At 39.1% G+C, this 12,408-nt stretch carries 12 protein-coding genes and 2 pseudogenes; 8 read left to right on the forward strand and 6 right to left on the reverse strand.

Annotated elements, in window-relative coordinates; translation table 11 throughout:
* Positions 1-151: 151 nt before the first annotated feature.
* Genes OLD84_RS15455 through OLD84_RS15465 form a run of 3 tightly spaced genes read right to left on the reverse strand, consistent with a single transcriptional unit; the run spans position 152 to position 2,147 of the window.
* Positions 152-346 (reverse strand): hypothetical protein, encoded by a 195-nt coding sequence (locus OLD84_RS15455; protein WP_209463891.1) that lies wholly within the window; start codon positions 344-346, stop codon positions 152-154.
* A gap of 50 nt (positions 347-396) precedes the next feature.
* A complete protein-coding gene (locus tag OLD84_RS15460) occupies positions 397-1,890 on the reverse strand; it encodes a xylulokinase (protein ID WP_209463890.1) in 1,494 nt (497 codons plus the stop codon).
* A gap of 2 nt (positions 1,891-1,892) precedes the next feature.
* Positions 1,893-2,147 (reverse strand): hypothetical protein, encoded by a 255-nt coding sequence (locus OLD84_RS15465; protein WP_209463889.1) that lies wholly within the window; start codon positions 2,145-2,147, stop codon positions 1,893-1,895.
* 315 nt (positions 2,148-2,462) lie between these two features.
* Here OLD84_RS15465 and OLD84_RS15470 point away from each other — a divergent pair, with 315 nt between their 5' ends.
* Positions 2,463-3,593, forward strand: coding sequence for an NADH-dependent flavin oxidoreductase (locus tag OLD84_RS15470; RefSeq protein ID WP_209463888.1), 1,131 nt, complete (start codon positions 2,463-2,465; stop codon positions 3,591-3,593).
* Between the two features lie 149 nt (positions 3,594-3,742).
* Here the strand turns inward: OLD84_RS15470 and OLD84_RS15475 are convergent, their stop codons facing one another.
* Positions 3,743-4,564, reverse strand: coding sequence for a glycerophosphodiester phosphodiesterase (locus OLD84_RS15475; RefSeq protein ID WP_209463887.1), 822 nt, complete (start codon positions 4,562-4,564; stop codon positions 3,743-3,745).
* A 199-nt stretch (positions 4,565-4,763) separates the two neighbouring features.
* Positions 4,764-5,045: pseudogene (locus OLD84_RS15480) on the reverse strand (endonuclease); the annotation flags it as partial.
* 51 nt (positions 5,046-5,096) lie between these two features.
* Between OLD84_RS15480 and OLD84_RS15485 the strand changes: the two are divergent.
* From OLD84_RS15485 to OLD84_RS15510, 6 genes are all read left to right on the forward strand, one after another.
* Positions 5,097-5,687 carry a helix-turn-helix domain-containing protein gene (locus OLD84_RS15485; protein ID WP_264917227.1) on the forward strand — a complete coding sequence of 197 codons (591 nt, stop codon included), beginning with the start codon at positions 5,097-5,099 and terminating at the stop codon, positions 5,685-5,687.
* Positions 5,645-5,848: a DUF2187 family protein gene (locus tag OLD84_RS15490; protein ID WP_209463885.1), complete on the forward strand. Its 204-nt coding sequence runs from the start codon at positions 5,645-5,647 to the stop codon at positions 5,846-5,848. Before OLD84_RS15485 ends, OLD84_RS15490 begins: the two co-directional genes overlap by 43 nt.
* A 193-nt stretch (positions 5,849-6,041) precedes the next feature.
* Complete coding sequence (locus OLD84_RS15495; RefSeq protein WP_209463884.1) at positions 6,042-7,370, forward strand: S8 family peptidase; 1,329 nt, start codon at positions 6,042-6,044, stop codon at positions 7,368-7,370.
* Positions 7,371-7,528: 158 nt separating this feature from the next.
* The gene (locus OLD84_RS15500) at positions 7,529-8,860 is read left to right on the forward strand and encodes an N-acetylmuramoyl-L-alanine amidase (protein ID WP_209463883.1); all 1,332 of its coding nucleotides are present in this window, start codon (positions 7,529-7,531) and stop codon (positions 8,858-8,860) included.
* Positions 8,861-9,175: 315 nt separating this feature from the next.
* Positions 9,176-10,531 (forward strand): amidohydrolase family protein, encoded by a 1,356-nt coding sequence (locus OLD84_RS15505; RefSeq protein ID WP_209463882.1) that lies wholly within the window; start codon positions 9,176-9,178, stop codon positions 10,529-10,531.
* A gap of 761 nt (positions 10,532-11,292) precedes the next feature.
* Positions 11,293-11,565 carry an MFS transporter gene (locus OLD84_RS15510; protein ID WP_209463881.1) on the forward strand — a complete coding sequence of 91 codons (273 nt, stop codon included), beginning with the start codon at positions 11,293-11,295 and terminating at the stop codon, positions 11,563-11,565.
* A 237-nt stretch (positions 11,566-11,802) separates the two neighbouring features.
* On the opposite strand, the gene OLD84_RS15515 is transcribed toward OLD84_RS15510, so the two are convergent.
* On the reverse strand, positions 11,803-12,162 hold the full coding sequence (locus OLD84_RS15515; protein WP_264917228.1) for a small nuclear ribonucleoprotein: 360 nt from the start codon (positions 12,160-12,162) through the stop codon (positions 11,803-11,805).
* Between the two features lie 179 nt (positions 12,163-12,341).
* Between OLD84_RS15515 and OLD84_RS19505 the strand changes: the two are divergent.
* A pseudogene (locus tag OLD84_RS19505) lies at positions 12,342-12,395 on the forward strand (SipW-dependent-type signal peptide-containing protein); the annotation flags it as partial.
* Positions 12,396-12,408: the final 13 nt, after the last annotated feature.

Here is a 12,408-nt window from a genome sequence, read left to right on the forward strand (position 1 = left end):
CCCGTACAATTGCAGGTTGCAGCTTGGAGATTGTTAACAGGAAAGCAATTCTTTTTTTATACCAATTGCCTTCCAAAATCGTGAATAAAAAACTTCCCTTAATAACGTACAAATCACCTTGCACACTATTTCAGGAAGTATAGAATTACTATTAAACTTCTGTCTCTATTTGAGTAGCAACTCTTGATTTTATTTCATTCTCAATTGGTGTTAATAAGTCAACTTCGGTCTCTGAAGAAGATAAAGAAACAACTAACGAATACCTTATCCTACTATCCCATTTCTTAAAAGAATGGCGTTCTCTCCACCATCCAATTACCGAATAGATTCCAATTGCTCTTCTCATTATCTTCTCTGCATTGTTAAATCAAAATAATAGATCCCACCAACACTAGCTTAGTCATAAATTCCTTTTAAATTAGGATACAACTTCAAATACTGTTGATAGGTTCCTTCATAAACCTCATGTTTTACCATATCAGGCTCATACATCTCAGCTTCTACAGGTACTAAAAATTGTTTAGAAAAGTCATTATAACTTTCAGACCACCCAAGACTTACAAAGGCAGAAGAAGAGATACCTAATGCGGGCATATATTCACTGTCTATTGGCACTCTTACTGGGCGACCTATAACATCTGCTAATATCTGACACCAAGCGGAGCTTTTTGAACCCCCTCCAATTAATGTTAGTAGACCTTCACTCCCTTGATTTGTGATTAGATCAATTAACTGCTTGTATGAATAACATATCCCTTCTATAACAGCTCTAGCCATATCACTTTTCTTCGTTTTTGGTCCGATTCCCCAGAATGCACCTTTTGCATCCGTATCACTAACTGGACACCTCTCCCCATTTAAATAAGGAAGAAATAATAAACCGTTGCTACCAGCCGGAATGGTTTCTACTAATGCGTCGAATTCCTCGTACTTATTATCCGTCCCCTCATTTGCAAACGTCTCCACAGCCCATTTATGCACATTTCCTGCATTCAGTACTGGTGCAATGCTGATATTCAAACTTTCCGGGAGATGGGCCAAATTAAAAATAGTATTGATCCCTTTGTTTTGCTTATTACTATCCTGTACAATAGCTGCCCATCCGGTAGTCCCAATATAAAAATAGGTGTCTCCATGATTAACCGCTGCTGCCCCCATAGTGGAGGCACCTGCATCTCCACTTCCACACAAAACAGGTGTAGACTCTAATAATCCAGTTTCTTCCGCAGCTGCTTTTGAGACATAACCGACTATTTCTTCTGAACTGTATACCTTAGGTAATTGGTTTCCGCTCAATCCGAATGTTTCTAAGATTTCTGGAATCCAATCTCGAGTATTTAAGCTCATCATTCCTGTCGTTGTAGCAGTTGTTGGATCCGTAACAAAAGCATTTGTCAATTTGTAAACAGCATAATCCTTCGAACTAAAAACAAAGCATTGTGTCTCATCAAAGACCTCTACATTGTTTTCTTTTAACCAAAGCAACTTAGCTAGAGGGGTTGATGAACGAATTGTATTTCCAGTTTTATCGTGAATAGTCGGCAGCTTTTTCATGATATACGCTGCCTCTTGCTCAGAACGGGTATCTGAATATAGGATGGCTCTTTGATTTGGGTACGTTGATGAAATTGAAATAACATCTTCCATTTGGCCAGAAAATGTAAGGGTAACAATTTGTTTTGGATTTAATTTTAATTCCGACCACCATTTTTGGGTAATCTCCTTAACCCCTTGCCACCAATCAGTAGGGCTTTGTTCAATTTCTCCATTTTCGCCATAATAGGTATCTAATAATATACTATACTCACCTATAATAGTAGCCTGATTGTTCACTAAAACCCCTTTAATAGCCGTCGTGCCTATATCAAAAGCACCAACATATTCCTCCATAATCACTCCACCTCCCCAATTTTTGCAGTTGTTAATTCTTGAATGAAACTCACTAGATCCTCATTCCTCCCTTTCTCTACAATACCACCAATTTTGCTTCCTACAACCATACCGTCATAATCTGATAAATAAACCTGCTTAGCTAAACTTCCAACTGATCGTACAACACCTAAATGCACACCATTTAACACATGAAAATCTAATGCATACCCTTCTTTCCATTCACCTGTTAATTCAATTGGACTTATCCATTTCATTATTAGTTCTCTCAATTTTAGCACAACACTGGTCATTCATATAACTTTAATTACGTATGTGGCCGAAATGAGTTTAATAGATAATTATGCCTGTATAATCATATTCTACATCCTTAGATAACCCTTTATTTTTGGTGAGTTCTGTTTATTCATTTCTCCTAGAAGGGCTGCGTACGTACAATTATAGCGAACGTTTAAGAGATCTTCGTATACACGTAGTGGATGTCTGCCCTCAGTTGCCTAGAGCTAATTGTTTAACAAACGTAACTCACTTTATTACAATAATAATGTCGCTAAAAAACGAGGAGGACAAAAATGAACGCTAACTATAAAACATTATTAGAACCTTATCCATTATCAAATGACGTGGAATTAAAAAATAGAATAATCATGGCACCAATGACAAACTTTTCATCGAATCCGGATGGTTCCGTTACAGAAGCAGAAGTGAATTATTACGCACGGCGTTCGAAAGGCGTGGGGGCAGTAATTACAGCATGTGCCTATGTAACTCCTAGCGGGAAAGGGTTCCCAGGTGAATTCGGCAGTGACCGCGATGAGCTTATCCCCAGCCTAAGACAATTAGCCAGCGGGATTAAAAATCAGGGAGCCAAAGCCATTTTGCAGATTTTCCATGGGGGAAGAATGTGTGCCCCAGACCTTGTTCCAAATGGGGAAATTGTAAGTGCGAGCAATATTCCGGCTGAAAACGGCGCAACAGCTGGCGTGGAACCTCGTGCATTAACGGAAACTGAGATCAACGAAATCATTGAGGCATTTGGAGAGTCCACACGTCGGGCGATCGAAGCAGGTTTTGATGGGGTTGAAATTCACGGAGCAAATGGGTACCTCATCCAACAATTTTTCTCCCCTCACTCCAATCGCCGCGATGATCAGTTTGGAGGAAATGTGCAAGAACGCATGACATTTCCATTGGCGGTTGTTGATAAAGTGCAACAGGTTGTAAATGAACATGCAAAAGAGCCGTTCGTTGTTGGGTATCGTTTTTCACCGGAAGAACCGGAAACAACTGGCATTACGATGGGTGATACTCTCCAATTGGTCGATGTGTTAACGGAGAAGGGACTAGATTATCTGCATGTATCCCTAGGCGAATTCTGGTCTAAAGCAAGAAGGAAAGCTGACACAACGAAGACACGTGTGGAGCTGCTTTTAGAAAAAATTCATAACCGCGTCCCATTAATCGGTGTAGGTTCCATCTATTCTGCTGATCAAGCGCGTGAAGCATTCCAGACCGGAGTCGCATTCCTAGCGCTTGGAAGAGAATTAATTATCGATCCAGACTGGGTACAAAAGATAGAAGCAGGAAAAGAAGATGAAATTAATACCTTAGTAGACGTCAACAAACAAGCGGAATTAGAGGTACCAGATCCATTATGGAAAGCTATTACAACTACGCCAGGTTGGTTCCCAGGAGTGGAATAAACAGGAAGTAGTTGGATAAAAAGAAGCGCATGTATACCTGTTACTATAAGGTATACATGTGCTTTTATTTTCCAAAGAAGGAAGCGCAAATAGCTTCCAATCTCAGCTGAATTTTCTTACCCTTCTCTTATCACTAGGCCAGATTCTCCTCAGTTCCCGGGATGGTCATAAACATACTCCGGAAAATCAGTGACGATACCGTCAACTTCGTGTTCTGCCAACCTATCTGCCTGTTCTTGTGATCTTACGGTATAGGCCCAGATTTCCATTTCGGCTGCATGAACGCGCTCAACCAGTTCATCTGTTACTGCATTCATATTCGGATTAAAATAATCTGCATAGCTGGCAAATGCTGCTAACTGCTCATCGGTAACGACTGCTGCCTGAAGCCCAAGCAGTACACCATGTGGAATATTTGGTACCAATTCTTTTGATGTTTGAACTGATTCATGATTAAACGATTGAATGATAACTTTATTATTATTCGGTTTATGCATATTGCGTTCTATTAAAGCATCGGCAACTTTTTCCTCGATACCCGGATATAGCCCTGGTGATTTCAATTCAATCAAAATACCAATCTTTCCACGATAAGCATCAATGATTTCTTCAAAAGTCGGGATCTGTTCCCCCGCAAATTCCTCACCAAACCAGCTGCCAGCATCCAATTGCTGTATTTCTTCCAGCGTATAATCACCAACAGCGCCCGTTCCATTTGTGGTTCGGTTTACTGTAGTATCATGAATGGCAACCAATTCCCCATCCTTCGTCATTTGCACATCGATTTCAATGTAGTCAGCTTTCATCTCAAAAGCTTTGTCAAACGCAACCATCGTATTTTCAGGCGTATGCCCCGAAGCACCCCGATGTGCCACATTGGTAATCTCCTGCCCATTTGCAGCAAGTACAGGAACCGTGAACAGGCTCAAAAAAAGACTCGTCATGAAAAAAATAGAAAGAATACGCTTCATAAATAAAATCTCCCTTCCTAGTAGTTACCTATTATTATAAAGAAAGACTATTAAGTTAGAGTGAAGAAAAAGATAAATCTATGTAAGGAAAACTACTAGGTTCGTAGGAAGCCGAAAGTCCCCTATCCCTTTTTAAAAGAACAAAAGAGGAATCAGGGAATCATTCCCCAGTTCCTCATTAGCTCCTTACCTTCTGATTATAATCCGCAAAGTCATGATACGTATAATTGCTCCTAATTGAATTGCAAACAGGTTCGCAGGTAAATAAATGATGCAGATCACCACGCATCGGCTCCTGTTCATTAAACCACGATTGTGGCATAACCGGGTGGTGCCTGTCACTGTTCCTCTGTTCGCTTTCCAGTGTCTGTATTGGTTCACCGCTCCCCTTCGTAACAAAATTACTTATTTTTTCCACATTTATCACGTATTCATTCCAATCTCTTTCTTTACTATGAGGGGGAAAGGGTATCAATGGCATCGAGAAGAAATGAATGCTAACAATGACAAAAAAAGAAAGACGGTGAGTATATTGGAATTGTTAAGTATCAACGGGTTATGCCTCATCATTGGTGTCACAGAAAAAACGGCAAAAAATTGGATTGAGGAATTTAGTACTCATATCCCGAAAACGACAGAACTGGGTATGACCTATTATCACCCTGAAGCGATTGACACTTTAAAATTTATTAAAACATGTAAGAATAAAAACTATCAGACACCGAAAATTAGGGAAATGCTAGCAAATAATATTTCTCCTATCACAATGCAGAGAACGATAGAAGATGTACAACGGTCACTAGAGCAAGAAAATTACAAGGAAAACCTTTTAACAGTGATGCAGACAATCGAAAAGACCATATCCAATGTCGCTGATCAGGAAAAATCGATAAAATCCTTACAAGAACAGTACTATGAACAAAACAAGCGAATCAAAGATGTGGACAAACAGGCAAAAGAAATAAATGATTTAAAACAAGAAATCAAAGCTTTAAAGCAAAAACTTACACCAGCAAAAGAATATGAAGAAAAAAAGGAATCTTTCGCAAAGCTTTTTAAACAACAAAAGGAGGATAACCATTGTTTCAACCAGATAATAACAAAGCTAAACCAGGGGATCTAGTCGAATTTAAAAGAGAAGATTTGCTTCTAACGGGAAAGGTATTACCATCTAATTGTAAGAATAGTATTATCGTTGAAATATCATCAGAAAATGATCTGGAAGCCATTAATTACAGTCACCCTAACACGGTAGTATCCCATAAAAAATACAGGATTAGATAACAAAAACCTTGAGAGGATATATCTTCTCAAGGTTTTTGTTATCTAAAGAAGCATGGGGGAGGTTCTCTCACTTCCACCTTTTTTTACCAGTCTATTAGTCTACTAGACAAGCGCCTTTTTTAACTATCACTCCTACAAACACCGCCATTCTCTCTTTAAATCTTCATAGCTTGAGAGTAAAGGAGGTGATAGAATGTTAGGATTTTCCATGATTGAACTTACAAGAAACAATAGTAATAGATTTGACAAGGAAATGCGCCAAAGACTAGTCAATTTATATAAGCCCTTTCGCCGTACTCCTTGTTTTTTACACCGTCCACTAGAAAAGATGTTGAAAAAGTCGAAGAAGTATCCTGTAATCATTGAGTTTGAAGAAAATGAAGTCAATTTGGCATCAAAAAAAGTCCATGAACTGGTTAAGTCTGAATTCAGATCTAAGATAGCGCACGATTTTCACAGCACATGCAGCTGTTCAGCGGTTGTAACTGCGTCCACAATTGAAAAACTCATGAACGACGGTGATTGTCACATTAAAAAGATATATTATGATCGAGAAGTCACTGCTTTGTTGGATGTTGCTTCTCCATCTATTCATGCCGATCAGGTGAATGAACAGGGTCTAACTGGAACGGATATCAATATTGCGGTCCTCGATACAGGCGTTCACCCGCACCAGGATTTAACACAATCAACGAACCGAATTATTGCCTTTAAAGATTTTGTTAACAACCAAACTGAACCTTATGACGATAATGGGCATGGAACGCATTGCGTGGGCGATGCGGCAGGTAACGGATTTTCATCAGACGGGAAATACCGCGGACCTGCTCCAGAAGCTGGTGTTATTGGCGTAAAGGTACTCGACAAGATGGGATCAGGATCTCTTTCCACGATTGTCTCTGGTATTCAATGGTGTATCGACAATAAAGAAGAGCACCAAATCGATGTAATTTCCTTATCTTTAGGAGCAACTGCTGATGAGTCTGACTGTAATGACCCACTTGTTCAAGCTGTAGAAGCAGCATGGGAAAGCGGTATTGTCGTTTGTGTAGCTGCCGGAAATTCGGGGCCTGATCAACGAACGATCGCTACCCCTGGCATCAGTTCAAGGGTCGTAACCGTCGGGGCAATCGATGATCAAAATACGATTGAGCGTTCAGATGACGAAATAGCACCTTTTTCAAGCCGTGGGCCTGCATGTGGGGTAGAAGCGAAGCCGGATTTATTAGCTCCAGGGGTAAACATTATTTCCCTTAGAGCTCCAGGATCTTTCCTAGACAAAACAAATAAGGCAAGTCTAGTCGAAAACGATTATTTCTCTTTGTCAGGGACATCAATGGCGACACCGATCTGTGCTGGAGTAGCTGCTCTTGTTCTTCAGGCTTATCCAGAATATACCCCTGATCAGGTGAAGCAACAACTGCTTCAAAGTGCGAGCGATTTAGGATTGCCGCCGTATGATCAAGGCTCGGGATATTTGGATGCTGCAGAAGCTGTCCCATTAGATGACAGCGGACAATAAGGTTAAGCTGGCTCCACTTTAGTTCAATACAAGAAAAACCTATAGGTCAAACGAGAAAGGAGGTGTTGTGTTCACAAAACAAAACCGGACAGCAAAACCAGGCTATTAATAATTTTGCATGTGTTAGGAAAAAATAAAAAATAAAAGAGGGAGATTTATTGTTTAAATTATATTTAGATCCAGGGCATGGCGGTTCTGATTCAGGTGCTACCGGAAACGGCCTACAGGAGAAAAACATTGTACTCGATATCGCGTTACGTATCCGGGACATTCTAAACAATGAATATAATAACATTGAAGTGAATATGAGCAGAACAACGGACACCTATGTAAGTTTAGATCAACGGACCAATGAAGCTAATTCCTGGAACGCAGACTATTTTCTATCCGTTCACTGCAATGCTTTTAATGGTTCGGCACAGGGGTATGAGGATTATATTTATAGTGGATTATCTGACTCCTCCCCTACTGCTCAATACCGGGATATCATGCATGATGAAATCATAGCTGTGAATGAATTAACCAACCGTGGGAAGAAAAAGGCAAATTTCCACGTGTTGAGGGAATCCTTTATGTCTGCTCTTTTAACGGAAAATGGTTTTATTGATCATTCAGGTGATTCAGCGAAATTGGCTGATGCCACATATCGTCAACAAGTCGCCCGTGGTCATGTAAATGGTCTGGAACGTGCCTTTAACCTTGAAAAATCAGCATCGGATACACTGTATAAGGTGATTGCCGGCTCTTTCCAGGACAGAGAAAATGCAGAAGAAAGAGTAGCTTACCTTGATTCCAATGGTATCCCATCTTTTTTACATGAAACCACGATAACTGGTGACACATGGTATCGCGTTCAGGCAGGCGCTTATAGTAGTCGAAGTAATGCAGAAGAACGCCTTACAGCAGTGAAAGAGTTAGGGATTGAAGATGCGTATATTTTAGAGGATCAAGGTGAGTCTGAAGTGACGGGGTATGCGATCGCAGGTTCTGTAGTTCTATCTCCACAACAAATGGATCAGTTTGTTCGAACCGTTAATCCTGATGCCCCCGCGTTAGGAACCTATTATTTAACCTTTGGCCAATATTATGGTCTTAGGGGCGATGTCACATTTGCTCAAGCCCTTCATGAAACGGATTATTTCCGCTTTACGGGTGTAGTCGACGAGGAACAAAATAATTTTGCGGGAATTGGTGCTACAGGCCCAGATAACCCAGGAGCAAGTTTTGATACACCGGAAGATGGGGTCCTGGCACATATTCAGCATTTGTATGCTTATGCTTCTACTGAATCATTACCAGACCAGTACCCTTTAGTTGATCCTCGTTTTGACCTTGTTGAGCGAGGAAGTGCAGTGATATGGGTAGATTTAAATGGAAAGTGGGCAGTTCCCGGTGATCAATATGCCCAAATGATTTTAGGTCTATATGAAAACATCGTGAACACAAGTATAGATCAATTACAGAATATCCTTGAACAAATAAGTATCTAAACGGAAAAACCCCGAAAATCCTTTATAATCGATAGAAATTTGAGGTTTTTCTATCCATATTTTTCATGCGCATAAGATAAAATGTGATAGACGATCGTTGAAACCTTTATCTTGTAGAAAATCGCTAAACTATAAAATAGTTGTTGTTTTAAACCCTATAAAATAATATAATATTATTTTATAGGGTTTAAAAAATTGTGATGCGAGAAGATGATGTTCAAAGGAAATCATGAATGAAGTTTTACTTTCTTAGTAGGACAACAGATTGATTGTAAGCGTTACCTAATCGTTCTGAGTTTTGGAGGGAATTAATAGATGAATAGAAAAGTGTTTAAAAATGGTATTGTATTAACGATTGATCAGTCCATAGGTAATTTTACTAAGGCGGACGTATTAGTAGAAGGTTCAAAAATTGTTGAAGTAAAACCAAATATTGAAGTATCAGATTGTGAAATTATCGATGCCTCCAATATGATTGTCATGCCGGGGCTAGTTGACACACATAGACACACATGGGAATCCTTAGTAAGAAACATTGGTACGGATTGGTCGTTACAAAAATATCTAGCAAGTATTTACTATGGAAATATTGGTTCGTTAAGAAGACCGCAAGATGACTATATTGCTAATTTATTAGGCGCATTAGAAGCACTTGATTCAGGTGTTACTACTTTATTAGACTCGAGTATGATAATGTCAAATGATCATACAGAAGAAATGATTCGTGGATTACAGGAATCTGGAGTACGTGGGGTCTTTGCTCATGGGTGCCCTGGCGATGAAGAATATTGGAACAGGGAAAGCATGTTAGATAATGGTGAAGATGCAAGAAGGATAAAGGAAAAACACTTCTCTTCCGAAGACCAATTACTGACAATGGGGCTTGCAATTCGAGGCCCTGAATTTTCATCATGGGATACATCTGTGAAGGAAATTCAATTGGCACGTGAATTGGGGGTTGTGTGCACCATGCATTTAGGTTTTGGCACATGGGGATCAATTGATCGTTCCATTGAAAAGTTAAATAAAGCTGGACTATTAGGTCCTGACTTAAATTTTGTCCACATGAATGCAGTAAGTCCAGAGGAAATGAGAATGATTGCAGCAAATGGCGGTTCTATTTCCGTAACTCCAGAAATCGAAATGATGATGGGACATGGATATCCGGCAACTGGATTATGTCTTGAAAATGGAGTGCGACCTACAATTGGTGTAGACGTCGTTACATCGACTGGTGGAGATATGTTTGCCCAAATGAAATTTGCACTTCAAGCAGAACGTGCGAGAGTAAATGGTAATTTAATTGCAAGCGGAGAAATGCCTGAGCCGTTGCACATTTCCGCAAATGATATGTTAGAATTTGCAACAATAGATGGTGCTAAGGCTTTAATGCTTGAGGATAAAGTTGGTTCGTTAACGCCGGGTAAAAAGGCTGATATCATTATGGTTCGTACAAGTGATTTAAATATATTCCCTGTGAATGATCCTGTTGGTACGGTTGTACAATGTACACATACAGGTAACGTAGATTCCGTTTTTGTAGATGGCAAAGCGATTAAACGAAATGGGGAGATGGTTGGTATTGATCTTGATAAGATTCGTAAACAAGCGATTGAAAGTAGAAATGCAATTTTAGAAAAATACGGAATGCCTGATAATGTAGTTGTGTGATATAAATCAATAATTGGCAACTGGCAATTAAGGTTCGAGTGTCCTACCGACTAGCGACTTAGAACATTTGGCTTGCTGTGCGATTCGGAGTACAAAATAAAAAACAGGCGCACAGCCTGTTTTATCCGGTTTGACCTTTATTCTTTTGAATTTTGTTGTCGTGGGAGCGTTAAGAAACAGACGGGAACGTAGAGTTATCGACTGTTTTAGATCACAGCGAGATAAACCATATTGTAAGATAGCGTACTTTGCTATCTGACAGATTGGTAATAGACCCTTGCGGCAACCTCTTATCGCCATGTGTTTTTGTTTCTAATAAATCTAGGAATCCATTTTGATCAATCTTGTTTCTTTAAATACCACGACTGGTCAAGAAAAAACCGCGGCAATACAACGGATAAATAGGATAAGTTTATCGATGGCCTAAAGGAGGCAAGCACTTTTTACGAGATTGTGCTCCAACATTCTATAATGTACAATTATCCGAAATGATACAGTGGCCACAATATCTACAGTAATTATTGGTATGATAGGCTTGATTACCTGTTGAAACCCTTCCTTAGTTTTTCAAGACCAATAATGCCCACAGAGTCTCCACGTTAAGTTCTTAAACACTTATCTGAAAGAGACCATTCAAAAATAATAATCTTAGATGTTTTAAACTCATTATGGTTCCTATTTTAATGTAAATCTCTTATTGTATCTTTAACATTTTAGTTATACAATCGAACAATTTCAGGCATCCGTAAGTGAAGCTGGTCTTGCTTCGGGTATTTGGTCTAGTTCGCTTTATTCAAGGTGTTGCTTATGGGGTTGCTACTACTGCTAGAATTAGTGCTGTAATGGACATGATTCCAGATTCTAAGCGTGGGGAAGGGACTGGTTATTTTGCATTAAGTACTACAATTGTAACAGCAGTTGGCCCATTCTTATGCCATCTTATTACTCAAAATGCGGACTATGAAATGATATTTACTACTTGTACAGGTTTTTTGTATAAGTTTACTAATTATACTATTTGCAAAGGTCCCTGAAGCTGACATTACAGATGAACAATTAGAATCAATGAAAAAAGGAGTAAGATTACAAGATTTCTTTGAGAAAAAAATCATTTTGGCAATGCATGCTAAGACCTTTCTATCAATCTGTCTCCTATAATAATTGAACATAAAAATAGTACCGTTAGGAAACGGTACTGATCGTTAGACATCTTTATTTATAATAATCATTTATTTATTAACAAATCCTATCGAATTAAGGTTAATCCCCCTTTAATAATAAGGGTATGGATAAGGATAATAAGGATACGGAGACGGAGCAATATAAGGTAATAAGGCTAAAGCAGCTAAGGTAGCTAACGGAAAATTTCGACGTCTAAAACGTCGGAATCTTCTTCTAGGACGACCAAATCCGCCATAATATTGTCGAATATCCGATTCATTCTCAATTTCTCGCTCCATTACATCCTCACCAGCTAACACGGTAATACTATCCATATCTACATTTTCAATAATACCATCAATAGTACTTCCATCTGTCATCGTTAATACCACATGATAATTCATGTGTTTTCTGCACTCATCATACAAATTCCTGGAATCGTTATGGTAATCATGATTTTCTACATTCACTTTTTTATCTCATCTCCTTTCAACTACATGATATTCACCTAGAAGAAGGACGTTACACTTTATAAGCAATAAGTTGTTGACTGCACTCTATTGTTCGGCAATCCATACTTCATCGCTAATTGAATCATCTCCTCCCTTTTCTAAATTAGGTATGGGTGTTGCAACTGCAGTATTAGGATTTAGTTGGCGGAGGTACGTTTGCTTATTTTAGTGACGCAGATTACCAGTGCTAGCAGTAGCGAGTCC

It is taken from the genome of Virgibacillus natechei (genome assembly GCF_026013645.1).
GTDB lineage: Bacteria > Bacillota > Bacilli > Bacillales > Amphibacillaceae > Virgibacillus_L > Virgibacillus_L natechei.

Excerpts from the sequence above, each read along its gene's own strand:
- OLD84_RS15460 (WP_209463890.1), bottom strand. The coding sequence starts at position 1,890 with ATGGAGGAATATGTTGGTGCTTTTGATATAGGCACGACGGCTATTAAA.
- OLD84_RS15475 (WP_209463887.1), bottom strand. The coding sequence starts at position 4,564 with ATGAAGCGTATTCTTTCTATTTTTTTCATGACGAGTCTTTTTTTGAGC.
- OLD84_RS15495 (WP_209463884.1), top strand. The coding sequence starts at position 6,042 with ATGTTAGGATTTTCCATGATTGAACTTACAAGAAACAATAGTAATAGA.
- OLD84_RS15505 (WP_209463882.1), top strand. The coding sequence starts at position 9,176 with ATGAATAGAAAAGTGTTTAAAAATGGTATTGTATTAACGATTGATCAG.
- OLD84_RS15455 (WP_209463891.1), bottom strand. The coding sequence starts at position 346 with ATGAGAAGAGCAATTGGAATCTATTCGGTAATTGGATGGTGGAGAGAA.
- OLD84_RS15470 (WP_209463888.1), top strand. The coding sequence starts at position 2,463 with ATGAACGCTAACTATAAAACATTATTAGAACCTTATCCATTATCAAAT.
- OLD84_RS15465 (WP_209463889.1), bottom strand. The coding sequence starts at position 2,147 with ATGAAATGGATAAGTCCAATTGAATTAACAGGTGAATGGAAAGAAGGG.